Origin of the sequence: Marinobacterium litorale DSM 23545, from assembly GCF_000428985.1 — a bacterium.
Lineage (GTDB): Bacteria > Pseudomonadota > Gammaproteobacteria > Pseudomonadales > Balneatricaceae > Marinobacterium_D > Marinobacterium_D litorale.
In genome coordinates, this window is the sequence record NZ_AUAZ01000001.1 from 214,642 (window position 1) to 239,480 (window position 24,839).

The following is a 24,839-nucleotide window of genomic DNA, read 5'->3' on the forward strand; positions in this document are numbered from 1 at the left end:
AATCGTGTGCGGGAATCCTTTTCCAGTCATGGGGTTATACTCTTGCCGCTAGAGAGAACACAACTAAGCATAGACAAGAATTGCTGCTTGTCTTACCTGTTTGCGAAATAAACTTAGCTATTTCAACAAAATGAAAGATGGATCAGTACAGGTGACTTTATGACGTTTGAAGCGGGTTTGAGCTTTTTACTGGCAATATTTATTTTTGGTATTACGCCCGGCCCGGGTGTGTTTGCCATTATTGCCCGCGCAATGAGCCGGGGTAGTTTAAGTTGTCTGCCATTGGCGCTGGGTATGATTATTAGTGATGTGATCTATCTGATCCTGGCGTGCCTTGGTTTGGCGGCATTAGCCACCCACTGGGGAGAGCTGTTTACCGTTATCCGTTTGCTTGGGGCGGCCTACCTCTGTTACCTGGGCTGGAAAATGTGGCGTGCTTCTGCCGTTCCCGTCGAAGAGAACCCGGCGCTGGATCGTCGTGATGCTGCCCATGCGTTTCTGCAGGGTTTTCTGATCTCAGCATCCAACCCCAAGGTGATTCTTTTCTATATCGCGTTTCTACCTACGTTTATGGATGTCACGGCACTGAGTACGCAAGGGATCGTCGAAGCCTCGGCGCTGACCGTCATTGGGTTGCTCGCGGGCCTGATGTTGATCGCCACCAGCGCTGCGCAGGCGCGTCGTTATCTACGCTCCGAACGTGCGGTACGTGGCATGAACCGGGTGTCGGGCTCAGTGATGGCGCTGGCGGGTGTTTACCTGGCTTCCAGAAATTGATGGTTCACAGGGCTCCGTTATCGAGGTTTAGCAGCAGTCGCGTTGCTTCCTGACCGATCAACGTGATGGCTGCTTCGGCCTCCGGGCCGGGTATCCGGGCATAATTCAAACGGATGCAATGACGGTACTTACCGGAGGCGGAAAACAGTATGCCGGGTGCAATGCTGATCTTTCGGCCCCGCAGTTGATGCTCCAGTTCCAGGCTGTCCAGGTCGCCGGGTAGCTCAATCCACAGCAAGAACCCGCCCTGGGGATAGCTGATCCGGGTGCCGGCGGGGAAGTCGCGCTCGACCTGGGTGATGATCCAGTCCCTGTTTTTCTCGTACTGAGCACGCATCTGGCGCAGGTGCTGGTCGTAGTAGCCCTGTGCCATGAATTCTGCGATCGAGTCCTGGGCGAAGGGCGCACAGGGACCGCTGCTGACGTACTTCATATGCTGCACCTGTTCCCGGTAACGCCCGGGCGCGACCCAGCCGACCCGGATTCCGGGGGCGATGGTTTTCGAGAACGAGCTGCAGAGCAGAACCCGGCCATCGGTATCATAGGCTTTCAGCGTATGGGGACGTGGATACTCATAGCTGAGATCGCCATAAATATCATCTTCGATAATGGCCAGATCATACCGCTGAGCAAGCTTGATCAATCGCTGACGGTGGGATTGTGGCATGGTGTAGCCTAGCGGGTTGTTGCAGGTGGGTGTCACCTGCAACAGCCGGATAGGCCACTGTTCCAGGGCCATTTCCAAGGCATCCAGGCTGATGCCGGTGACCGGATCTGTGGGGATCTCCATCGCTTTGAGCCCGAACGCTTTAATCGCCTGCATTGAGCCATAGAAGCTGGGGGAGTCCACGGCGACTACGTCGCCAGGCTGAACGATAGCCCGGATGCTGATCGAAAGCGCCTCCTGGCAACTGGTGGTGATGACGACGTCATCGGGGTGCAGTTGGCAGCCGGAATCGATACAGCGCCGCGCTATCTGGGTTCTCAGCGCCACTGAGCCCCGCAAACTTTCATAGTCAAAGCTGCGCATCAGGTTTGACGAAGAGAGACTTCCGTTGAGCGCTCGTTGCAAGGGTTTAAGCGTGGGGCCGCTGAAATCCGGCGCGCCATACCCAAGGCGGATCATGTCTGTTTGTCCGCTGGTACCGATCAAATCCATGACCTGGCTCCACTGCGAAACCTCGACCGGCCGTTGTACCGGGCGGGTGACTGAAGGCATCTGAGTGGGCGTTGGCCGACACTGAACAAAATAGCCGGATTTGGGCTTTGCGTGCACCAATCCCTGCTCTTCCAGTACATGATAGGCTTCCTGAGCCGTCGCGATGCTGACTTTGTAATCACGGCTTAGCGAACGTATGGAGGGCAGCCGGGAGCCGGGGGAATAGAAGCCCCGCTCGATGCGGTTACGCAGTTCTTCGCTTATCTGCTCATATAGTTTCAATACAAAATTTCCGTTCAGTTCGCGAAAACTATACAGATGGGCTCATTCATACCGGTACAGTACCATGATTTATGAATCTGTACTGTTAAATATTTTAGTTTCTATATCTGTACTGGTATTTCCCAGGCGATAACCTGTCTATCTCGATATAAGGAGATAGATTCATGATTATTATTGAACTGCTTAGCCGTCTGGTTGAGGCCTTGCGTCGTGCTCTGCAGCGGCGCCGGACTCGTCAACGACTGCTCACCCTGACTGATCGGGAGCTTTGGGACGTGGGGATCTCACGGTCTGACGCGATTGCAGAGGGTCGAAAACCGTTCTGGCGCGCCTGATTGATTGAAGTTGCGCGCGCCGGTCTGTAAGAGTGTTTCTCATTCGCAATGAGGTGATTTCTGTCATTCCGCTTTTCAAGGCGTTCGGTAGAATATGGGTACAGATTTTATGTGCAGATATCGGAGACCGATGGGATGACTCAAAACTACCAATCCGGAGTGATTGCTGAAGCCAGTGGCGATGCGCTGTTCCTGCTTTACAACCGTAATCACAGGCCCGACAACGATCAGCGTATCAAGGCACTGCTGGCCGCTTTGCCGGATCGGTTGGAAACGGTACGCGCAAGGCTGCCGGAGTCGGCGCTCCATCTGACGATTGCGGTGGGGTCCGCTTACTGGGATCGCCTGAGTCCGCAGGCACGTCCAGCGCTTTTGCGGCCGTTTCCGGCGCTTGAGAACGGTGTCCGTGTAGCGCCTTCCACACCGGTGGACTTGATGTTTATCATTCGTGGCGAGCAGCACGACGCATGCTTTGAGTTGGCGCGGGAGATTACGCGCGAGATTGAGTCTGCAGCGGATCTGGTCGATGAGATCCACGGCTTCCGCTACCTGGATGCGCGTGATATGACCGGATTCGTGGACGGCACCGAAAACCCCCAGGGGGACGACCGGCTCGAGGTGGCGCTGGTCGGTGAAGAAGATCCGGCTTTTGCCGGTGGCAGCTACATTCACCTTCAGCGCTACGAGCATGATTTGGAGGCCTGGAACCGTCTGCCTGTGAAAGAGCAGGAGGATGCCTACGGACGAACCAAGGCTGACAATATTGAGTATCCGGGTGCGGAAAAGTCACCCCATGCGCATACTAAACGCACCTCTCTAAAGCGGCCCGATGGTACATCCATGGAAATTCTGCGCCAGAGCATGCCCTATGGTGATGCGCGCCGCAAAGGCCTGATGTTTGTCAGCTGCTGCCGTACACCGGAGCATTTTGAGCTCATGCTGAAAAGCATGGTGGAGGGCGATGAGCAGGGCAGGGCGGATCGCATACTGGAGTTTACCCGAGCGGTGACCGGTGCTGCCTTTTTCGCGCCCTCCACCGAGTGGCTGAAGCGACTGGGATAGGCGATCGAGAGCACCGGTATTTTGAAAATCCTCTTACTCTCCGCCTACGATGCGGTCAGCCACCGTTACTGGCGGGAAGGGCTGGTGGAATACTTCCCCGAGCACCAATGGACCCAGCTTACACTGCCGCCCCGTTATTTCAGTTGGCGGATTCGTGGCAACAGTTTGAGCTGGGCATTTGGTGAGCAGGCACTGCTCAATCAGGCGTATGACCGGGTTCTGGCGACCTCCATGGTGGATCTGACTGCGCTGCGCGGTTTCGTGCCCGCCCTGGCCAGAATCCCGACGCTGGTCTATTTTCACGAAAATCAGTTCGACTACCCCGCATCGGGTAATGAGTATCAGAGTGTTGAACCCCGGATTCTCAATATCTACAACGCGCTCTGCGCTGATCGAGTCCTGTTCAACTCGGCTTATAACCGTGACACCTTGCTGGAAGGCGCTGCTCGGTTGCTGAAAAAGTTGCCGGATCAGGTGCCCCCGGGGCTGATCGAGAGTATTCGCGCCAGGGCCCGGGTCGTCCCGGTTCCTCTGCCGCAGTCTGTTTTCCTCCCTGCGCAGGCTCAACCGGGGCCGCTGGAGCTGGTCTGGAACCATCGCTGGGAGTTCGATAAGGGGCCGGATCTGCTGCTCGCGGCCGTGACGGAGCTTCAGCGACGCTATGTGCCGTTTAAATTACACGTCGTGGGACAACGCTTTCGCTCGGTACCTGCCGCGTTCGCGCAACTCAAGCCGCTTTTGCGTGACCGGGGGCAGCTGGGATGCTGGGGACCCGTGGAGTCGGTTGCGGAATACCGGCAACTCCTGCAGCGCTGCGATGTGGTGTTGTCTACCGCGTTGCATGATTTTCAGGGGATCTCGGTACTGGAAGCGGTTGCCGCAGGTTGCAGTCCCCTGGTGCCGGACCGGCTTGCCTATCCCGAGCTTTTTCCCGAGTCCTGTCGCTACAGGGCGGGCGAGGGCGAGATAATGGCCTTGGTCGAGAAGGTCTCCCAACTGGCCCAGATGAAAGCCAGCGGCGACAGGTTGCCTGTGCCCGACGTGAGTCAGTTGGGGTGGCCTGTCATGAAGGCTGTGTGGCAAAGCGCGTTGAGCGCTAACTAACGGATTCTGGTTCGGATGGAGTTTATCAGGCGTCGGATAGAGCAGCAGGTGTTCAACCTGACCGGGCTGGCACTGAATCAGATCGATTATGAAACCCCGGCGGGCGACCCCGGGCTGTTTGGTCCTGATGCCATCTGCTGGCGGGTACATGCCGACTTCCCATCCATGTTATGTGGTGGCATCGGGGCGTTAATGTTACAGATGCTGCATCCGCTGGCTCTGGCTGGAGTCTGGGATCATTCCAGCTTTCGCGAGGATATGATTGGACGACTGCGCCGGACCAGCCAGTTTATTGCCGGTACAACCTTCGCGGCCACCGAGGATGCGCGCTGGCTGATCGAGCGGGTCCGGGAAATTCACAGCCATGTGAGCGGATATGCGCCGGATGGGCGGGCTTACTCCGCCAATGATCCCGAGCTGCTCACCTGGGTGCATGTGGCTGAGGTCAGGAGCTTTATGGCGGGTTATCTGAGATATGGTGATCCCACTCTGAGCACGCAGGACCAGGACCATTACTTTGCAGAGGTCGCATTGGTCGCTGAGGCGCTGGGCGCACGAAATGTGCCGCGCAACCGGGGCCAGATTGAGTCCTACATCGACCAGATGCGTCCGCAACTCTGCTTTGATCAGCGTACCGCGGAAGTGCTTCAGCTGCTGCTTGCAGCGCCATCTCCCAATATCGCGACCAAACCGGTGGCCTATCTGATGGCGCGTGCGGGTCTGGATCTGTTACCGGACTGGGCTTGCGAAATGGCCGGTATAGAGCTGAGCTCCAGCCGCCGTCGTTTGATTCAGTCAGGGATGCAGGCGCTGGCCCCGTGCCTGCGTTGGGCCCTGCGCAATGGCGTGTCCCGGCGGGCAAAGCGGCGTATGGGGCTGGCCTGAGAACTGACAAAACACGGTTCAGGCCGTATCATTCAGCCCAGTTGCAATGGAGTTTGAGCATGTCCGAATCACCCGTTCGTCTTACCGAGTACAGTCATGGGGCCGGCTGTGGCTGCAAGATATCCCCCAAGGTTCTGGACCGGATTTTGGCTAGCCAGCTGAGTTTGCCCGATTCGCCCAATTTACTGGTCGGAAACAGCAGCAAAGATGATGCCGCGGCCTACGATCTCGGTAACGGTCAGGTTGTCCTCAGCACCACCGACTTCTTTATGCCGATCGTGGATGATCCGTTCGATTTTGGCCGGATAGCGGCCACGAACGCGATCAGCGATATCTTTGCCATGGGCGGCAAGCCGTTGATGGCAATAGCAATCCTCGGTTGGCCGATCAACAAGCTGGGGCCCGAAATCGCCCAGCAAGTGGTCGATGGTGGCCGACAAGCCTGTGCCGATGCGGGCATCCCCCTGGCGGGTGGGCACAGTATTGATGCCCCGGAGCCTATCTTCGGACTTGCCGTTACAGGGCTCACCACGCGTGAGGCTCTCAAGCAGAATAACCGGGCCCGTGCCGGTGACTACCTCTATCTCACCAAACCGCTGGGGATTGGTGTGCTGACCACGGCTCAGAAGCAGAAGAAACTTAGGCCCGAGGATACCCATCTGGCTCGGGATCAGATGTGTCGCATGAATACGGTTGGTAGTTGTGTCGCCGAGCTGTCAGGTGTTTCGGCGATCACAGACGTGACCGGGTTTGGATTGCTGGGTCATCTGCTGGAGGTCTGTGAGGGCAGTGGCGTCAGTGCGCAGGTTCAAGCGAGCGCGGTACCCCTGATCCCACAGGCTCTGGATTACCTGGCGCAGGGGTGTATCCCGGGAGGGACCCTGCGTAACCTGGAGAGCTACGGTCACAAGCTGGACGCCAGTCACGAAGCTACCCGAAACCTGCTGTGTGATCCGCAAACCAGCGGTGGCTTGCTGATTGCGGTGGAGCCGGGGTGCGCTGACGAGCTGGAAAGCCTGCTTGTCGGGGCAGGTATCGAGCCGTGCCGCATCGGCCAACTTACGTCAGACAGCGGCGGTCTTCCGGTTCAGGTTGTGGGAGCGATAAACCTGTGACCCGCGCCGATACCCAAGATTTTCTGACTCTTTTTCTCAACGATGTGCCGATGATCGATACCCGGGCACCGGTCGAGTTTGAGAAAGGGGCCTTTCCCACCAGTGTCAGCCTGCCGTTGATGACGGATGATGAGCGGGCCCAGGTGGGCACGTGTTACAAGCAGAAGGGACAGCAGGCCGCTATTGAGTTGGGGCATCAGCTGGTCATTGGCGAGATCAAGCAGCGGCGGGTAGAGGCGTGGATGGAGTTTGCTCGTCAGCACCCGCAAGGCTTTCTCTATTGCTGGCGCGGTGGACTGCGTAGCGAGACGGTTCAGCGTTGGATGCGAGAGGCGGGGTGTGAGTACCCGCGTATCCTTGGCGGATACAAAGCGATGCGGCGCTTTCTTATTGACCAACAGGACGCGATCTGTGCTGACCAGCCATTGGTGTTGATTGGGGGCCGCACCGGCTCTAATAAAACCGATCTGGTAAATGCGTTACCTGGCAGCGTGGATCTGGAGGGGCTCGCCTGGCACCGCGGTTCCAGTTTTGGCCGTCGGCCACAGGGACAGCCTACCCAGCTCAGCTTTGAGAATGCACTGGCGGTGGCGCTACTTAAGGCGCTGCATACCGAGCAGGTTCAGGCCGGTCAGCCCATTATTCTGGAGGATGAGGGAAGGCTGATTGGGCGCTGCTCGTTACCGCCTGTGTTTCAGGAAGCGATGAGCGCAAGCCCGGTTGTGGTGCTCGAGGTACCGCTGGATGAGCGTGTGGAGCACAGTTTTAAGACCTACATCCTCGATAAACTGACCGAGTGGCAGGGGGTGAAAGGGGAGGAGGCCGGGTTCGAAGCGTTTGAGCAGGACCTGACGGATTCGCTCTACCGGGTGCGCAAGCGCTTGGGCGGTGTCCGTTATCAGGAAACCCGGGCGCAGATGGGTGAGGCGTTGGCCGCGCACCGAAACGGTAATCCGGACCTGCATTGGGACTGGATACTGGCGCTGTTGGTGGACTACTACGACCCGATGTATGAGTACCAGCTCAGCAAACGAGAAGATAGAATTGTTTTTCGCGGTGACCGGGAGGCGGTTCGCGAATTTATCCAGGACTTTCGTTATTCCAAGTAAGGAAGAGATCAATCATGTTTAAAGTACTCCGTCGTGTACTGCTGCTGGCGCTGGTGCTGCCGGCGTTGGCTCAAGCTGAAACTTTCGTGTTTACGGCCATCCCCGATGCCGATGAGTCCCGGTTACAGCAGCGTTTTGGCAAGGTGGCTGACTATCTGAGCACGGAGTTGGGTGTGGATGTGCAGTACATCCCGGTTAAATCCTATGCTGCAGCGATTACCGCTTTTCGGAACGATCAGGTCCAGCTGGCCTGGTTTGGCGGGCTCTCCGGTGTTCAGGCACGTCGTTTGGTCGATGGCTCCGAAGCGCTGGCCCAGGGCTATGAAGACCAGTTCTTCAAAACCTACTTTATCGCCCATGAGAGCGCAGGTCTGGACGCGGGCGAAACTCTGAGCGAAGCGCTTAAGGGCAAGACCTTTACCTTCGGCTCCAAAGGCTCCACCTCCGGGCGCCTGATGCCGGAGTTTTTCCTGCGTGAGCAGTTGGGTGAAGCCCCGGAAGCGATCTTCTCCCGGGTCGGTTTCTCCGGTGACCATAGCCGCACCATCGCGCAGGTGGAAAGTGGTGCTTACCAGGTCGGTGCGGTCAACTATGCGGTTTGGGAGAAAGAGCTGGCCAACGGCGAAATCGATACCGACAAAGTGTCCGTGATCTGGACTACACCGACCTACCCGGATTACCAGTGGACCATTCGTGGTGATGTAGATCAACGCTTCGGTGAGGGGTTCAAGGCCCGGGTCCGTGAAGCGCTGCTGGGTATGGACGACCCGGCGTTGCTGGAAAGCTTCCCCCGCAAGAGCTTTGTACCCGCCTCGAATAGCGATTATGCGCCGATCGAGGATACGGCCAAAGCGATCGGCTTGCTGGACTGAACCGGTGTCCCCGCACAAAACACTCGTCAGGCTCAGACATGAGTCGCTGTCGCTGGGCGGCCATAAGGTGCTGAGCGACATCAGCCTGAGCATCAAGTCGGGCGAAAAAGTGGCGCTGGTTGGACCTTCGGGTGCGGGAAAAACCACGTTACTGAATCTTTTATACCGGCGTGTGCCAGAGTTGTGTGCCTTGCAGCCTCAGGCCGGTGGTTTGGTTGATCTGCTGTCGGCTTATCAGAATATTTTCATGGGTGCTTTGGAGCGCGTGGGCACTCTGGCCGCACTGTGGAACCTGGTACACCCCTTGGCGGAACACCGTCGCGAGATTGAAGAGCTGGCGCGCCTGCTTGATATTGAGGAGAAGCTCTGGTCGTCGGTAGACCGACTCTCAGGAGGGCAGCGTCAGCGCGTCGCCATCGGACGTGCGCTTTACCGTAAGCGCCCTGTTTTTCTGGGGGATGAGCCGGTTTCCTCGGTCGATCCACTTCAGGCTGAAGCGTTGCTCAAAGCAATTCTGGAACGTCACGAAACGGCTGTGATCAGTTTGCATAACCGGCGCCTGGCGCTGACCCACTTTGACCGGGTGATTGTCCTGGCGAACGGTGCAGTCCGTTGTGATTGTGCGAGCAGCGAGCTCGATTCATCCGCGCTGGATCGGTTTTATCTGGAGGCCGGTGAGGATAGCTCAGTCATCCCTGGTGTGCCTGAGCATGATGCCTGGGCGATCGGTAACGGATGATTCGCGGACGCGGCACGACTTTTTTTTGCGGCTCATCGGCCCGGGTGCTCAATGGCGTCTGTCTGTTACTGACGTTGGTTGCCCTGCTGTGCCTGCCCATCGCCGATATTCAGATTTACCAGGTAGACCCCTGGGCCGAACTTGGCCGTATGGGCACCGGTTTGATATGGCCTCATTGGAGTGATGCCTGGGAACTGAGCCGCGCCGTGGGTCAAACGGTGGCGTTCGCCTTGCTGGCCGTGGCAATCGCAGCCCCTGTGGGGTTATTGCTCGCAATGCTGTTTCACTGGCGTTCGGTGCGTATTCTTTGTGCGTCGGTGCGCTCGGTGCACGAGCTTTTCTGGGGCCTGATCTTTATGCAGATATACGGTCTCAGTGCGACCACAGGTCTGCTGGCGATTCTGGTTCCATTCAGTGGCGTTTTTGCCAAGGTCTTTGCCGAGATCTTCGAGCAGCAGTCTCTGGAGCCCGGACGCACGTTGTCGCCGAAGGTCATGGGGCTGCGACGTTACGCGTATACACTGATCCCTCAGTCCTGGCCGGCTTTGGTCAGCTATACCCGCTATCGCTTTGAGTGCGCGCTGCGTTCCAGCACCATCCTGGGCTTTATCGGATTGCCGACACTGGGTTTTCATCTGGAGACCGCGTTCAAGCAGGGGCAGTACGCCGAAGCGGGCGCACTACTCTGGGCGTTTATCCTGCTGATCGCCACCTTGCGTTTCTGGCTGCGCCCCCGGTTGCTGCCGTTCTATCTGATTATCGCCGTGGTTTTACTGCCGGAAACGGTCGGGTTTAGTAACGGTGGTTATCTGTGGCAGTTTATCAGCCGGGATATCTGGCCTGCGCCGTTACTGGCCGGTGAGTGGGCACAGGCCACGCAGTGGTATATCGAGCTCTTCCAGTCTCAAGTCTGGCCAGCGCTGGTACAGACCTTGGCACTCACCCAGATTGCGTTGGTTTTGTCGGCGCTGGTGATTCTGGCTCTGTATCCTTGGGCAACCCGCTCGATGGCAGGGCCGATGATGCGTTGGCCGGGCCGGTTTCTGCTACTGTTTTTACGTTCCACTCCGGAAATGGTTCTGGCATTTGTGCTGCTTTTACTGTTTGGGCCTTCGGGACTGCCGGCTGTGATCGCGCTTGCGTTGCATAACGGTGCCTTGATCGCTTTTCTGGTGGCCAATGCCAGTGATGCGGAGTGGGGCGGTCGCTTGAGTCGGCCGGATGATCCGTCGGGCCTAAAGCGTTACGCATACCTGGAAACACCGCGTCGCTTTCCCGCCATGCTGGCTTTTCTGTTCTATCGATGGGAAGTGATTCTGCGTGAAAGTGCCATTATGGGCATTCTGGGTATCGCGACACTGGGGTTTTACATCGATTCGGCGTTTGAAGAAATTCGCTATGATCGGGCGCTGGTTCTGATTTTGTTTACCGCCGGGTTGAATATACTGGTGGATACGGTATCCCGCCGCTTACGGCGGTTGGCACATCCAGAGGCGCATCTTGAGGCCTCGGGCATTGACGAGAAGGTGGATAGGGATAATGGATGATTCGGTGAAGCAGGAGCTGGAGCAGATTCAGGCGATCTACGACCTGGTGGTCCAGTTTTTTGTCAATTACAGCTTCCAGATAGTCGGTGCGCTGATCATTCTGCTACTGGGCCTATGGGTAGCGGGCCGCGTTTCCCGCTGGACGCTGGGATTGATGCAGCGGCACAACATGGATATCACGTTGAGCCGCTTTATCGCCAGTTGTGTGAAGATTCTGCTCGTTGCGGTGGTGGCGATTATTGTTCTGGGTAAGCTGGGGATCAGCGTGACCCCGCTGGTCGCAATGATCGGCGCTGTGGGCCTGGGAGCCGGTTTGGCGATTCAGGGGCTACTTTCAAATTACAGCGCAGGCCTGACGATTGTAGTGACCCGCCCCTATGTTGTCGGTGACACGATCAGCGTCCAGGGCGTGACGGGGCAGGTCAAAGAGGTGCATCTCTCGCATACGCTGCTGACCAATGAAGATGGCGTAGAAATCTCTATACCCAACAAACATATTATTGGCGAGATTATTCATAACTCCCACCAGCATATGCTGGCGGAGGTGGCGATTGATATCGCCTACTCGGCTGATCCGGAGCGAGCCACCGAAGTGCTCAAGGCAGCGCTCAATGGCTTCAAAGAAGAGCTTTGCCAGGAGCCCGCGCCCCAGGTGGGAATAGAGGCGTTTGGCGAGAGCGGTATCACCTTGGGTATACGCCTTTGGATTCCCACCGAACGCTACTACGATGTGCTTTATCGTGCGAACCTGGCCATGTTCAATGCATTGAAAGCGGAAGGTATCGAGATACCCTTCCCGCAACGCGAGGTTCGCCTGCTTAATGCGACAGGTGTCGGTGGATAAGCGCCATTCTCAAGCCCGGGTTGATACGGACATCCGGTGCGGTTCATATCGGTTGATGTGCCCGCACCCGCTCGCGAAACTCGCTGGGTGTATGCCCGGTCTGCTTGCGAAAGAAACGAGAGAAATAGGCCGCGTCGTCATAGCCCAGTGAATAGGCGATCTGTTGAACCGACATGGTCGAATAGGCCAGGTCGCGCTGGGCGGCGTGGATCAAGCGGGTATTGATAATGTGCAGGGGCGACTGGCCCAGCACGTCCTGGCAGATCCGGCGTAGCTGGCCGGCGGTGATCCCCATGGCCTGGGCATACTCCTCCACTGTTTTCAACGCCCCCAGATTGTTGTTCACCAGCGCCCGAAAACGCTCCACCTGTTCGGTTTTGCGGGAGCCGGCGGTGGGATGCGGTGCACGGATCTGCTGATCGACCCGGCGGATCTGCACCAGTACCGAGATCAGCAGGGCTCCGGCCGCGCTGATACCCTGACTGTCACTGGTCAGCGTCTCCTGCTCGATCAGCTCGAACAGGGTGGAAAGTGTTTTGTGGGTGCGCGGGTTGTCCGGCAGATCGGTAACAAAGGGTTTGTCGAAAATATCACTCATGCTCGGCATGGATGCCGCGATCATCGCCTCCAGCGGTTCCTGTGCGGCGGTGACTACCGAGCCATCCAGACCGGCCCCCATGTTGAACCCATGTACTGTCTGCGCCGGAATCAGAATAAAGCAGGGGGCCTTGAATGTGACACTGGCTCCATCAAGATGAACAACACCGCCTTTTTTCTGCACGTATAGCAGCTGTACCAGCGATTCGTGCTGATGCGGGTCGATCTTCCACTCATAATGTTTGGCGCGCCGCGAGATGGGTTCATAATGGATTGATTCGAACCAACGCTGCTCCGGGGTCTCTCCATAGAGGGCATAGCTGGGGATGCTGCTCATGTTCGTACTCCGACAAATGCACGAAATGTCCTATCAGTGGCCTGTTTTGTCAATTCGGATATTTCTCCGGATTCAATATTCTGGTTTTCAGGATCAGAGAACGTTTTATTAAACGTACCTCTCCGACAAGCCTGTTATAAATATAAAATAATTATTGGGTTATATCATGAAAAATAAAAAACGCCTTATGGCCGTTGTAGCCGCTGCCGGTTTCTCCCTCACGCAAACTGTTTCTGCCGCTGATGTTAATCTGCGTTTTGCCCACTTCTGGCCGGCTAATTCCGGTATTGCCAAGACGCTGGCGTCCTGGGGCGAAACCGTCGAAGCAGAATCTGAAGGCCGGATCAATGTGGAGATTTACCCCTCCCAGACATTGACCAAGGCAACCCAGACCTATGACTCCGTAGTCCAGGGGATCGCCGATATGGGCGCGATTATTCAGGGCTACACGGCTAATCGTTTCCCGCTGTCGCAAATCGTCGAATTGCCGGGGATCGTCAAGACCGGTGAGCAAGGCTCCTGTGTGCTGCAGAAGCTCTATGATGAGGGGCATCTGGACAGTGAGTACAACGATGCTCACGTGCTGTTTATGTTTACCCATGGTCCGGGCCATATCCACACCAAGGGTAAAGCGGTAGAACAGCCATCAGATCTCAGCGGCATGATGGTTCGCCGCCCGACTGTGGTGGTAGGTGAGCTGCTTGAAGGCCTTGGCGGACAGCCCGTAGGCCTGCCAGCGCCGGATATGTACAGTGCCATGCAGCGCGGCATTATCAACGGCGTAACCCTGCCCTGGGAGGCGATGGCCTCATTTCGTCTGAACGAGCTTGCCGATCACCACACTCAGGTCGGCCTCTATTCGCTCGCGTTCGTGGTCACTATGAATCAGGGTACCTATGCCCGTATGCCGGAAGATCTTAAGAAGGTCATTGATGACAATACCGGTATGCGCTGGGCCGAGAAACTGGGCAAGGCCTACGATGAGCTGGATATGGTCGGCATCAAACAGGCCAGGGAGATGGGGCACACCATTACCGTGATTGAAGGCGGTGCTGACAACCCGGCCTGGAAACCCACGCTCGATCAGGTGACTACCAACTATATCAGTGAGCTGAGTGGCAACGGTTTGCCGGCTGAGCCTATCTACCAGCGGGCCCAGCAGCTATCTACCGCCTGCGGCGCGTAACCCACGTTAGTGTTCGCGGTCTGAGGTCGGTTGCGTAGGGTTAGCGGCCTCATCTTTCCGGTAGTCGTGTGTTCGTAGGCAAGCTCGATTACCGGCTTTTTATCCCCTCTTTTTTGGTGTTTAAAAATGCCATGGGATTCTTTTGTTTAAAAGCCGGGTTTTTATTAGTGATTTTAAAATAAATCCGCAATAAATTTTGAGGTTTATTCAATATGTCGGCGGAGAATAAAACTGAAAACTGGCTTGGAATGGCCGGTAAAAAATATGCAGTAACCGGAGCCGGCAGCGGTATCGGTTACTCCATTGCAGAAACCTTGCTCGCGGCGGGTGCCCGGGTTGCTCTGCTCGACCGAAACACTGAAGGCGCGGAAAAACTGCGGGAGTTATACAGCAGCACCGGGCAGGAACCGGTTGTGCTGCAGTGCGATATATCCGATCCGGCCAGTGTAGATCAGGCGGTTCAGGGTGTGTGCGAAGCCTTTGGTGATCTGGACGGGCTGGTTAACTGCGCAGGCATGCTGCGTCCGGCATCAATTCGTGATGTCGAGTTGGACGAGTGGGATGCCGTACTGCGTACTAATCTCACCGGATACATGCTGTGCAGTCGCGAATTTGCCAACCTGATGAGTAACGGCGGCTCCATGGTTCATATCGCCTCGGTAGCGGCCCATCACCCACAAACTCACAGTGGTGCTTACAGCGCCAGTAAAGCAGGGATTACGCTGCTATCCCGTCAAATCGCGGCTGAATACGGCCCTGAGGGGATCCGCAGCAATGTGATCTGCCCCGGCATGATCCGCACTGCACTTTCAGAACCTTTCTATCAGCAACCCGATATCAAGGAGCAGCGTGAGGCGATGACAGCCAGTCGTCGTATCGGTGCGCCCCAGGATATCGCCAACGCCGTTACCTTCCTTCTGAGTGATCGAGCCGGCTACATCAATGGTGCCGAGCTGACCGTGGATGGTGGCATGGAAACCATGCTGATGGACCTGATACCGCGTCCGGGGTTTACCGCTAAAAAGTCGGCCTGACGCTTAACTGCCAATGCTCGGTGTCCGGGCAGGAGAGATGAAAATGTCTACAGAGACCTTAACCTGCGACCTGGTGGTCGTCGGCGCGGGCGCGGGAGGCCTGTCGACGGCGGTCACCGCCAAGAAAAACGGGCTCGATGTGATCGTGCTAGAAAAAGCTGATGTATTCGGTGGCACGACTGCCTTTTCCGGCGGTGTGCTCTGGATTCCCGGTAACCACCATGGGCTCAAGCAGAATCCCCAGGATACCCGCGAGGCGGCTGAGGAGTATATCCGCAACGAGTCCGGCGAGTTCTTCGATACAGAGGGTGTTAACGCCTTTCTGGAGAAGGGCCCGGAGATGGTGGATTTCTTCGAGCGCGAGACCAGCGTCAAGTTTATCCCGACCCTCTATCCGGATTATCACCCGACACTGGGTGGTGGTGTCGATATCGGCCGTTCGATCCTGGCGTCACCTTTTGATATTCGTCAGCTCGGCAAGGATATCAAGCGGATGCGCCCGCCGCTGAAGACGATCACCTTCATCGGCATGATGTTCAACTCCTCCAATGCTGACCTGAAGCACTTCTTCAACGCCACCAAGTCGCTGACTTCGTTCCTGTACGTCTGTAAACGACTGGCGATCCATATGAAGGAGCTGGTGCTCTATCGAAAAGGGGTGAATGTCACCAGTGGTAATGCGCTGGCCGCCCGTTTGGTCAAGAGTGCGTTGGAGCTGGGTATTCCGGTTCATACTTCGGCCCCGGCCAGGGAGCTGATCCAGGAAAATGGACAGGTTACCGGTGTTCGCGCGGTGGTTGATGGTGTTGAGCGAGTGATCAAGGCACGTAAGGGCGTTGTCCTTGCCGCCGGCGGCTTTGCCCATGATGTGGAGCGCATCGCCAAAGCCTACCCGCATCTGCAACGCGGTGGTGAGCACCACTCGCCGGTACCGGACAGCAACACCGGTGACACCCTGGCCATGGTAGAGAAAATCGGTGTGCCGGTGTCCTGTGATTTCAAGGAGACCTCTGCCTGGATGCCAACCTCGCTGGTACCTAATGGCGATGGCACCTTCGGTAAATTCCCCCATCTGCTGGATCGTTACAAGCCGGGTGTCATCGGTATCAACCCAATGGGCAAGCGCTTCTGTAACGAATCAGAGTCCTACCATGATGTGGGCGCGGCGATGATCGAAACCTGCGCCAACCGCAAGGAGACCTATATGTGGCTGATCTGTGATCAGACCTGCCTGAGCAAATATGGCCTGGGTTACGTGAAGCCGTCTCCGATGCCGATTGGTGGTTTTCTGCGCAATGGGTATCTCAAGCGCGGTAAAACGCTCAAGGAGCTGGCTGCGGTTATCGGTGTGGATGGCTATCAGCTTGATAAAACGGTTCAGGAGTACAACGAAGGCGCTGTGGTTGGTGAGGACCGTCAGTTCGGTCGCGGCACTACCGCTTTTAACCGTTACCTGGCCGATCCCGAGAATAAGCCCAACCCCTGTGTGGCGCCGGTTCAAAAAGGCCCCTTCTACGCGGTCAAAGTCTTCATGGGTGATCTGGGTACGTTCGATGGCATCAAAACCGATGTCTACGGCCAGGTGTTGAGTGCCGATGGTGGCAAGGTCGAGGGGCTGTACGCGGTGGGTAACGACCGTCGCAGCATCATGGGCGGTAACTACCCGGGCGCCGGGATCACCCTCGGTCCGATCATGACCTTTGGCTACATTACCGCGCGCCGCTTGGCGGGTATTGACGACAAGCTTGAGCAGCCCAAAAACGATGCAGATGCGATGAGCGGGGAGGTGGCACATGGCCGTCAAGCCGCTGGTTGATTATCGCGTATACACCATCACGCCACGCAAAATGGCTGAGTTCGTCGAGGTGTTTAATGGCCTGGCGATGCCGATTCTGAAAGAGACACTGGGCACCCCATTGGGGTTTTACACCACATTGGTGGGTACTCAAAACCAGTTTGTTCACCTGTGGGGATACGACTCGCTGGAGGACTACGAGAAACGCAGCGCAGCCCGGGACAGTCACCCTGACTTTCCCAAATATCTGGCAGCCTCGGCCCATCTGATCGTTGCCCAGGAAACCAGCCTGATCAAGGGAATCGACCTGCTCAATGGCTGGGTGGATTCATGAACCGCCCGGTGGCACTGGTGACAGGCGCCGCCCGAGGCATCGGACTGGCTACCTGCCGGGAGCTGGCAGAGCGGGGCTATCGCCTCGCTCTGGCTGACCTGGACGGTGCGTTGGCGCAGTCAGAGGCCCAGGCGCTGGGCGATGGGCATGTTGGCTATGCGCTGGATGTGACCTCACAAGCGCAGGTTTCACAGACTGTCGCTCAGATCGAGCAAGCGCAGGGCCCGATAGCGCTGTTGGTAAACAATGCGGGCATTGGCGATCAAGCTGTGTCGACGCTGGAGCAGAAAGCCGAGCCTTTCTCGCAGTTGCTGGATGTTCATCTGCGAGGTGCATTCCTGCTCAGCCAAGCCTGTGCTCGCTACATGCTCGGTCGAGGCCGTGGCGCCATTGTCAATCTCAGTTCGATTGCAGCTTTTGGCGGCATTCCCGGCCGTAACGCCTATGCCGCTGCCAAGGCGGGCATCAGTGGGATGACAAGATCGATGGCCTGTGAGTGGGCGCGCCAGGGGGTGCGGGTCAATGCCGTTGCACCGGGATACGTGGAGACGGATCTGGTACGCCGGCTGGCAGAGGAGGGGGCATTGAATCAGAGCGCGCTGGAACAGCGTACGCCGCTCGGACGTCTGGCGCAGCCACAGGAGATCGCCAAAGCAATCCTTTTCCTGGCCTCCAGTGATGCCAGTTATATCACCGGCACAACGCTGGAAGTAGATGGCGGCTGGCTGGCTCTCGGTGCTCCGGAGGCCGTTCTGAACACGGATTAACGACAGAAAAAAACCACAACACACATAAAACCTCTCAATAACAATAAGTAAGAGGAAACTCTATGCTTGGTATCAGTATCTTCAACGGCCTGGTATACGGTTCGTTGCTGGTCATCTGCGCCTCGGGGCTGGCGATGATCTACGGCTTACGCCGGGTGGTCAACTTCGCTCATGGCGCCCTCTATATGCTGGGGGCCTATATCGGCTACACACTCAGTATCTATCTCAACTTTTGGTTTGCTCTGGTGCTCGCGCCACTGGCGATGCTGGTGATCGGCATGCTGCTGGATAAGGCCGTTTTCCGTCCGCTACAGGACCGGGATCCACTGTCGGTACTGCTTGTGACCTTCGGGCTTCTGCTGGTTTTTGAAGACCTGGTCCGTGCCGTATGGGGCCGTGGCAACCTGTCTATCGACGTGCCCGAGCTCCTCTCCAGTAGCGTCGAGCTGTTCGGCAATCCAACGCCTCTTTATCGGTTGGCTGTCATCGGCTTAGGCGTGGGTTCCATGGTGGCGCTCTGGGCCTGGTTGCGATTCTCCCGTACAGGGTTGTACGTGCGAGCTGCCAGTACCGATCCGCTGACCACTGCAATGATGGGGGTAAACACCGAGCGGGTTAACGCCCTGGTGGTTGGCATAGGCACCGCGCTGGCTGGCCTTGCCGGTGTGGCGGCAGGCCCTATGCTCTCACTCGCGCCAAGCATGGGCGGCGATGTGCTGGTGGACTCCTTCGTCGTGGTCGTTATCGGCGGTTTGGGAAGCCTGGGCGGTGCACTGGTTTCAGCGATTCTACTGGGTCAGGTCCAATCGTTCGGCACTATCTATTTGCCGAGTCTGTCTGCTGTTCTGCCATTCCTGATGATGATCGCGATTTTGATCTGGCGCCCGTCCGGGTTGGCCGGTAACCGCGTCTGAGCCTGGGGAGAGAAACCATGTTGCACTTCAAATACCTGCTTTGGTTGCTGGCCGGGATTCTGCTGCCCCAGATTGTCGGCTCCGCGACTTTGATGTCACTCCTGACCCAGGCGGTGATCTACGCGCTATTCGCGCTGGGTGTCGGCATTCTGCTGCGCCAGTGTGGTCTGGTCAGTTTTGGTCATGCCGCGTTTTTCGGCAGTGCCGGTTATATCGTGGCGCTGCTGATGCGTGATCTCGAATTTGGCGCCGGAACCGCGATTCTACTGACCCTGTTCGCCCTGGCTGTTGTTGCTTTCCTGTTGGGGTTGGTGGTGTCCCGGATACCCGGTATCGCCTTCGGTATGCTGACGTTGGCAATAGGTCAGACTGTTTACCTCTCCACTTTGCAGTCAAGGGAGCTGCTTGGCGGCGCCGACGGACTCAATATCGCCTGGCCGGGCTCGATCTTTGGCCTGGATGTTCGCCTTTTCTACGACCCGGCGGGCATGTTCGTGATCAGTTGGGTAGTAACGCTGGCGGTGATCTACCTGCTGGACCGCCTGTTCCGCACTCGCTTTGGCAGTATCACCAGTGCCATTCGGGATAACGAAGAGCGAGCGCGCTTTATCGGCCTCAATATCACCCTGCCTAAAGCGTTGGTGTACTCACTTTCTGCTGTGGTGTCAGGTCTGGCCGGGATTCTTTCGGCGATCTACACCGGCTTCATCTCACCGGAAACCCTGCACTGGAGCGTGTCGGGCATGGCGCTGATCATGACCATCGTTGGTGGCGTGCGTCATCTGTGGGGGCCGGTACTCGGGGCAATTCTGTTCTTTTTCGTTAAGGAGTATGTGGGCGAACTCACGGACTACTGGATGGCGATGCTTGGTGCCGTCGTGATTCTGATCGTGGTGTTCGCGCCCAACGGTGTTTCGGGGCTTATAGCGCCTCTGTTAGAGCGTAAAAAGCGCGTAACAAAAACGGTTGTGGGTAAACAGGTGGAGGCCGGATCATGAAGCAGAAGGCGTATTTCACCGTTGAGGATCTGGTCGTCGATTACGGCGGTGTGCGTGCCATCGATGGTATTCGTCTGGCCTTGGATAAGGGCGAGATTCGAGGGCTGATTGGGCCCAACGGGGCGGGTAAGTCCACGTTTATCGATGCTGTCACCGGGCGACGATTGCCCACCGCGGGCCGCGTTACTCTGGGCGGGGAGGATATTACCCGCCTATCGATAATTGCGCGCAGGGACCGGGGGCTCTCCAGGTCCTTCCAGCGCACCAGCATTTTTGCCGACATGCCGGTGTTGGAGCAGGTGTTTCTTGCCTCTCACCAGGCCAGAGCGGAGCACCCGGAAGAGGATGCCTTGGCGATCCTCAAGGAGCTGGATCTGGAGGCTTATGCCGATTGGCGCGCCGGTGATCTTGGCTATGGCCAGCAACGCCGCCTGGATCTGGCGCTGGCGCTTGTCGGATCGCCATCCGTTTTGCTGCTTGATGAGCCTATGGCAGGCCTCACGGTCACCGAATCACGGGATCTGGCGGAACATCTGAAGCGGCTGGCTCGGGAACGAAGGGTCACGGTACTACTGGTGGAGCACGACATGGAGATCGTGTTTGGCATCAGTGATCGGGTCACCGTTATCGAGCTGGGTAAACCGCTGGCCGAGGGCACGCCCGATGAGGTGCGTGCAAATCCGAAAGTTCGTGAAGCCTATCTGGGGAGTGCCGCATGAGTACCTTGCTCTCTTTTGACCGGGTTAATGCCTACTACGGTAATGCCCATATCCTGCACGACTTTTCACTGGACGTTCACGAGGGTGAGAGTCTGGCACTGATCGGGCGCAACGGTGTGGGGAAAACCACCGTGGTCAACGCATTACTGGGGCAGGCCCGGGTGCGCAGCGGATCGATCAGTGTTGATGGCCGTGCGCGACCACGTTGGCGGCCCTATATGCCGGCAAAGCAGGGCGTGATGGTAGTCCCTCAGGGACGTCACATCATCGCCAACCTGACGGTGGAGGAAAACCTGCTGTTGGGCGCCGCTATTCAGGCAAAAGGCCCCTGGAATCTTGAGCGTATCTACCAACTGTTTCCAATCCTCAAGGAGCGTGCACATACCCCGGGTACGGCACTGTCCGGCGGCCAGCAGCAGATGCTGGCAATCGGACGCAGCTTGATGGGCAACCCACGCCTAATGATCCTGGATGAGCCGACCGAGGGGTTGGCGCCGGTCATCGTCGATCAACTGGGCGAGATCATTCGTCAGGTCAACGACCAGGGCACCACCATCCTCCTGATTGAGCAGAACCTGCATCTGGTCGCGGGGGTGTCTCGACGCTACCTGGCGGTGGAGAAGGGTAGCGTTGTGGCGTCGGGTGAGGTGGATCCTCAGCGTATCGAACAGCTCCAGCAGTTCGTTGTGGTTTAAAGCATGAGTGGCGCAGCGGCGGGCGTCTTGAGTATCCGCCGCAAACAATAAATCTAAGCGAGGTAACAATGAAAAAGCGCACAATCATCAAAGCGATTGCCGCATCAGCGGTGGTTTCCATGCTTTCCCCTGTGACTTTTGCAGCGGACAAAGAGCCGGTTCGCATCGGTGCCGTGTCATCGCTGTCCGGCGTGTTTGAGCAGCAGGGGCAGGAAGTGCTCAGAGCGATTGAATATGCGGTTGAGGAAGCCAACGCCAATGGTGGCGTTGATGGCCGTGCAGTGGAGATAGAGATCGCCGATGACGAGAGTACGCCTGATGGTGGCCGTCGCGCGGCTGAGAAACTGGCGCGCTCCGGTCATAACCTGCTGATCGGTCCGATCTCCTCTTCAATTTCACTGACTCTGTCTCAGAACCTGGACCGCTGGGATGCCATGTATGTGGCGGTAGCCAGTAAGCTCGACGCGCTGACCGGAAAATCCTGCCATGCGCGTATGTTCCGTACCAACCACTCCGATGTCATGGATCTGGCGATGATGAAAGAGTGGCTTAAGACCGTTGATGAAAAGCGCTTCGGCATCATCGCGGCTGACTACACCTGGGGCCACGGCTCCGCCGAGTTCTTCGAAAAAACCGCGAAAGAGCTGGGTAAAGAGGTGAAGGTATCCCTGTTTGCGCCACTGGGGACCAAGGATTTTGCGCCCTATGTGGCACAACTGCGTGAGGCGGATATCGATGCGATCTGGGTCGCCATGGTCGGTCGTGATGCTATCTCCTTCGTCAAGCAGGCGGATGCCTTTGGTCTGAACGAGAGCAAGCGACTTGTCGGTCACGCCCTGATTTTCAATTACCTGGTGGACGCCACCGGGGACGCTACTGAGGGTGTATGGGGCAATATCGGATACGGTGCTGGTATCGAAAGCCCGATGAACGCGCGCTTTGTCGCCGGCTTCAAAGAGAAGCATGGTCGTGTGCCCACCGAGAACGAAGGGCAGGCCTATAACGGAGTGCAGGCGATATTCCAGGGCGTGCGTCTTGCGGGTAGTACCGAGCCCGAGGCTATCTCCAAAGCGTTGGTTGGTGCCACATTCGACAGCATCTATGGACCGGCCACTATGCAGGCTGACCATCAGCTGATCATCCCCAACTATGTTGGACAGGTGAAAAATGTGGATGGCAAGCTGCGTCCGGTGGTCGAACAGACCTACCCCACCAGCCTTTACCCCGGTGCTTCATCGGAGTGTTCGCTGTAACGACCTCGATCGCTTGAGATCAGCCCGCCTCAGCACTTATGTTCAGGCGGGCTTTTTGTATCTCATGCATGTCAGTCAAAAGGTGTTCTAAAAGTACAAGTATAGGTGTCAATCTTCCATTCATAAGCGGGCTGCACTCATGGAACATGGCGAGCTATCTATAATGAGAAACAAAAAAGTTAGAGAGACGTTCTATGAAAACTATCAAGACACAAGTAGCCATCATCGGTGCCGGGCCTTCGGGTCTTCTGCTGGGTCAACTGTTGCACAAGCAGGGTATCGACAACATCATTCTTGAGCGCGTAACCGGTGATTACGTACTCGGCCGTATCCGTGCCGGTATCCTGGAACAGGGTTTTGTTGAGCTGGTGCGTGAAGCCGGCGTCGATGAGCGGATGGATGCCGAAGGCCATATCCACGAGGGTGTGGAGTTGGCTGTAAACGGTGAGCGCCACCGTATCGATCTGAAAGAACTGACCGGTGGCGATGTGGTCGTCTGCTACGGTCAGGTGGAGATCACCCGCGACCTGATGGAAGCGCGTCAGGCGGCGGGCCTTGAGACCTATTACGAAGCGTCCGAGGTTCAGCCCCATGATGTTAAATCAGATAGCCCCTCAATCACCTTTACCCATGGCGGTGAAGAGTATCGCCTGGAGTGTGATTACATCGCTGGTTGTGATGGTTTCCACGGTGTTTCCCGACAGACCATCCCGGCGGAAATCCGCACCGAGCACGAGCGCGTGTACCCCTTCGGCTGGTTGGGTCTGCTGTCCGACACGCCTCCGTGCCATGATGAACTGATCTACGCCAAGAGCGAGCGTGGTTTTGCCCTGGCCAGCCAGCGTAGCGCGACCCGTTCCCGTTACTATCTGCAGGTGCCGCTCACCGATAAGGTTGAGGACTGGACCGACGAGATGTTCTGGGATGAACTCAAGGCGCGTTTGCCGAAGGAAGTGGCCGACAACATGGTCACCGGTCCTAGCCTGGAAAAGAGCATCGCACCGCTGCGCTCGTTTGTCTGCGAGCCGATGCAGTACGGCAACCTGTTCCTGGTCGGTGATGCGGCGCACATTGTGCCGCCCACTGGCGCCAAGGGTTTGAACCTGGCCGCCTCCGACGTGGCTACGCTCTACAAGATCATGACCCGCGTCTACAAAGAGGGCGACAAGAGCTGTATCAGCCAGTACTCAGAGATCGCCCTGCGCCGCGTCTGGCACGGTGAGCGTTTCTCCTGGTGGATGACTAACATGATGCACAACTTCGGTGACGAGGTTGGCAGCAACGGCCTTGATGGCCAGACCTTCACCCGCTTCATGGAGTCCGAGCTGGATTACTTCCTCAACCATGAGAATGGTCGCCGGGTGATTGCCGAACAATACGTAGGCCTGCCCTACGAAGAGCTGAAGTAAGCCCCTCGTAACAGCGTTCATTGGGACACTGTCCTTCCTGGCCCGCCTTGTGCGGGCTCTTTTGCTTTGTAGCCCGGGAGCCGCGCAGCGAATCCCGGGAACTGAGGTCTGGAACGCGGCCGTCGGGAGACTTTCCCGCTGGCTCCGGTTAAGCTGGCAGCTTACACAATCCGGCAAAACGACTGACCATGCTAGACACCCTTAAACTGTTTACTGATAACTGGTTGAACCTGGCTGCACTGATCTGGTTCATAATCTGCTTTCGCGGGTACATGTTTTACTCCGAACGCAAAAGTCACACCGTCTCCTGCCTTTCCAGCATCATGCACCTGTATCGCTATGAATGGATGCGCCGTTTGCTGGCCCGAGACGTTCGTATCGCTGATACGGCTGCCATCGCTAACCTGGAGAGGACCGTTGCTTTTTTCGCCTCCACTACCATTCTGGTGTTGGCCGGTCTGATGACATTACTGAACTACACCGAGCAGGCGATTACTCTGGTTAAGAACCTGCCGCTGGTGCACCCTTCATCACCCATGGAGTGGGAGCTTAAGCTGCTGATTCTGCTGACCCTGTTTGTCTATGCTTTTTTCAAGTTCACCTGGAGCCTGCGTCAGTACGGCTTTGTCTCGGTGATGATCGGCGCGTCGCCCGAGCCTGGCGATCATCTGGATGAAAAACATCTCAATGCCCACGCCGACCGGATGGCGCGTATGAGCTCCATGGCGGCCAACAACTTCAACGTGGGGCTGCGCACCTACTATTTCAGCCTGGCGGTCCTGAGTTGGCTGATCAACCCCTGGATCTTCATGGCCCTTTCCGCCGGTGTTGTCTACGTGCTCTATCAGCGTGAGTTCACCTCGCCGACATTGAAGATACTGACCATGAGTACCGATATCTAAAACAGGGTCTTGAATTCGCTCTACCCGACCCCATCTCTGGTGAGGAATAAGAATGAGCCCGCCGGCTCG

At 57.0% G+C, this 24,839-nt stretch carries 25 protein-coding genes; 23 read left to right on the forward strand and 2 right to left on the reverse strand.

Features of this window, described 5'->3' with window-relative positions; all coding sequences use genetic code 11:
• Positions 1-159 precede the first annotated feature (159 nt).
• A complete protein-coding gene (locus G403_RS0100995; RefSeq protein WP_027852340.1) occupies positions 160-777 on the forward strand; it encodes a LysE family translocator in 618 nt (205 codons plus the stop codon).
• A gap of 4 nt (positions 778-781) precedes the next feature.
• Here the strand turns inward: G403_RS0100995 and G403_RS0101000 are convergent, their stop codons facing one another.
• Positions 782-2,218 carry an aminotransferase-like domain-containing protein gene (locus G403_RS0101000; RefSeq protein WP_027852341.1) on the reverse strand — a complete coding sequence of 479 codons (1,437 nt, stop codon included), beginning with the start codon at positions 2,216-2,218 and terminating at the stop codon, positions 782-784.
• Positions 2,219-2,382: 164 nt separating this feature from the next.
• On the opposite strand from G403_RS0101000, the gene G403_RS24785 reads away from it, so the two are divergent.
• The 10 genes from G403_RS24785 (at position 2,383) to G403_RS0101050 (ending at position 11,830) form a co-directional block, all read left to right on the forward strand.
• On the forward strand, positions 2,383-2,553 hold the full coding sequence (locus G403_RS24785) for a DUF1127 domain-containing protein (RefSeq protein WP_084403881.1): 171 nt from the start codon (positions 2,383-2,385) through the stop codon (positions 2,551-2,553).
• 135 nt (positions 2,554-2,688) lie between these two features.
• Entirely contained in the window at positions 2,689-3,615 is a 927-nt protein-coding gene (locus G403_RS0101010) for a Dyp-type peroxidase (RefSeq protein ID WP_027852342.1), read from the forward strand.
• A gap of 21 nt (positions 3,616-3,636) precedes the next feature.
• Positions 3,637-4,719 carry a tRNA-queuosine alpha-mannosyltransferase domain-containing protein gene (locus G403_RS0101015; RefSeq protein WP_027852343.1) on the forward strand — a complete coding sequence of 361 codons (1,083 nt, stop codon included), beginning with the start codon at positions 3,637-3,639 and terminating at the stop codon, positions 4,717-4,719.
• A gap of 15 nt (positions 4,720-4,734) precedes the next feature.
• Positions 4,735-5,604 carry an oxygenase MpaB family protein gene (locus G403_RS0101020; RefSeq protein ID WP_027852344.1) on the forward strand — a complete coding sequence of 290 codons (870 nt, stop codon included), beginning with the start codon at positions 4,735-4,737 and terminating at the stop codon, positions 5,602-5,604.
• Between the two features lie 59 nt (positions 5,605-5,663).
• Positions 5,664-6,719 (forward strand): selenide, water dikinase SelD, encoded by a 1,056-nt coding sequence (gene selD / locus G403_RS21700; RefSeq protein WP_036231982.1) that lies wholly within the window; start codon positions 5,664-5,666, stop codon positions 6,717-6,719.
• Entirely contained in the window at positions 6,716-7,828 is a 1,113-nt protein-coding gene (gene mnmH / locus G403_RS0101030) for a tRNA 2-selenouridine(34) synthase MnmH (protein WP_027852345.1), read from the forward strand. The genes selD and mnmH overlap by 4 nt, the downstream gene beginning before the upstream one ends.
• A gap of 14 nt (positions 7,829-7,842) precedes the next feature.
• Positions 7,843-8,700, forward strand: coding sequence for a putative selenate ABC transporter substrate-binding protein (locus G403_RS0101035; RefSeq protein ID WP_027852346.1), 858 nt, complete (start codon positions 7,843-7,845; stop codon positions 8,698-8,700).
• Between the two features lie 4 nt (positions 8,701-8,704).
• Positions 8,705-9,439, forward strand: a complete 735-nt coding sequence (locus G403_RS21705) for an ATP-binding cassette domain-containing protein (RefSeq protein WP_245578174.1) — start codon at positions 8,705-8,707, stop codon at positions 9,437-9,439.
• Positions 9,436-10,986 (forward strand): PhnE/PtxC family ABC transporter permease, encoded by a 1,551-nt coding sequence (locus tag G403_RS21710; RefSeq protein ID WP_211232622.1) that lies wholly within the window; start codon positions 9,436-9,438, stop codon positions 10,984-10,986. The genes G403_RS21705 and G403_RS21710 overlap by 4 nt, the downstream gene beginning before the upstream one ends.
• On the forward strand, positions 10,979-11,830 hold the full coding sequence (locus G403_RS0101050; RefSeq protein WP_036231985.1) for a mechanosensitive ion channel family protein: 852 nt from the start codon (positions 10,979-10,981) through the stop codon (positions 11,828-11,830). The genes G403_RS21710 and G403_RS0101050 overlap by 8 nt, the downstream gene beginning before the upstream one ends.
• A gap of 43 nt (positions 11,831-11,873) precedes the next feature.
• On the opposite strand, the gene G403_RS0101055 is transcribed toward G403_RS0101050, so the two are convergent.
• Positions 11,874-12,764, reverse strand: a complete 891-nt coding sequence (locus G403_RS0101055) for a helix-turn-helix domain-containing protein (protein ID WP_027852348.1) — start codon at positions 12,762-12,764, stop codon at positions 11,874-11,876.
• Positions 12,765-12,930: 166 nt separating this feature from the next.
• Between G403_RS0101055 and G403_RS0101060 the strand changes: the two genes are divergently transcribed.
• The 12 genes from G403_RS0101060 (at position 12,931) to G403_RS0101115 (ending at position 24,770) form a co-directional block, all read left to right on the forward strand.
• Positions 12,931-13,950: a TRAP transporter substrate-binding protein gene (locus G403_RS0101060; RefSeq protein ID WP_027852349.1), complete on the forward strand. Its 1,020-nt coding sequence runs from the start codon at positions 12,931-12,933 to the stop codon at positions 13,948-13,950.
• A 212-nt stretch (positions 13,951-14,162) separates the two neighbouring features.
• Positions 14,163-14,984, forward strand: coding sequence for an SDR family NAD(P)-dependent oxidoreductase (locus tag G403_RS0101065; RefSeq protein WP_027852350.1), 822 nt, complete (start codon positions 14,163-14,165; stop codon positions 14,982-14,984).
• A gap of 43 nt (positions 14,985-15,027) precedes the next feature.
• Positions 15,028-16,800, forward strand: a complete 1,773-nt coding sequence (locus G403_RS21715; protein ID WP_211232623.1) for an FAD-dependent oxidoreductase — start codon at positions 15,028-15,030, stop codon at positions 16,798-16,800.
• The gene (locus tag G403_RS0101075; protein WP_027852351.1) at positions 16,778-17,113 is read left to right on the forward strand and encodes an NIPSNAP family protein; all 336 of its coding nucleotides are present in this window, start codon (positions 16,778-16,780) and stop codon (positions 17,111-17,113) included. Before G403_RS21715 ends, G403_RS0101075 begins: the two co-directional genes overlap by 23 nt.
• A complete protein-coding gene (locus tag G403_RS0101080; RefSeq protein WP_027852352.1) occupies positions 17,110-17,880 on the forward strand; it encodes an SDR family NAD(P)-dependent oxidoreductase in 771 nt (256 codons plus the stop codon). Before G403_RS0101075 ends, G403_RS0101080 begins: the two co-directional genes overlap by 4 nt.
• 62 nt (positions 17,881-17,942) lie before the next feature.
• Complete coding sequence (locus G403_RS0101085; RefSeq protein ID WP_027852353.1) at positions 17,943-18,794, forward strand: branched-chain amino acid ABC transporter permease; 852 nt, start codon at positions 17,943-17,945, stop codon at positions 18,792-18,794.
• 17 nt (positions 18,795-18,811) lie between these two features.
• Complete coding sequence (locus tag G403_RS21720; protein WP_051298325.1) at positions 18,812-19,792, forward strand: branched-chain amino acid ABC transporter permease; 981 nt, start codon at positions 18,812-18,814, stop codon at positions 19,790-19,792.
• On the forward strand, positions 19,789-20,511 hold the full coding sequence (locus G403_RS0101095; protein ID WP_027852354.1) for an ABC transporter ATP-binding protein: 723 nt from the start codon (positions 19,789-19,791) through the stop codon (positions 20,509-20,511). Before G403_RS21720 ends, G403_RS0101095 begins: the two co-directional genes overlap by 4 nt.
• Complete coding sequence (locus tag G403_RS0101100; protein ID WP_027852355.1) at positions 20,508-21,206, forward strand: ABC transporter ATP-binding protein; 699 nt, start codon at positions 20,508-20,510, stop codon at positions 21,204-21,206. Before G403_RS0101095 ends, G403_RS0101100 begins: the two co-directional genes overlap by 4 nt.
• 68 nt (positions 21,207-21,274) lie before the next feature.
• On the forward strand, positions 21,275-22,459 hold the full coding sequence (locus G403_RS0101105; protein WP_027852356.1) for an ABC transporter substrate-binding protein: 1,185 nt from the start codon (positions 21,275-21,277) through the stop codon (positions 22,457-22,459).
• A 203-nt stretch (positions 22,460-22,662) separates the two neighbouring features.
• Positions 22,663-23,868 (forward strand): 4-hydroxybenzoate 3-monooxygenase, encoded by a 1,206-nt coding sequence (pobA, locus tag G403_RS0101110; protein ID WP_211232625.1) that lies wholly within the window; start codon positions 22,663-22,665, stop codon positions 23,866-23,868.
• 188 nt (positions 23,869-24,056) lie between these two features.
• On the forward strand, positions 24,057-24,770 hold the full coding sequence (locus tag G403_RS0101115; RefSeq protein WP_027852358.1) for a DUF599 domain-containing protein: 714 nt from the start codon (positions 24,057-24,059) through the stop codon (positions 24,768-24,770).
• Positions 24,771-24,839 lie beyond the last annotated feature (69 nt).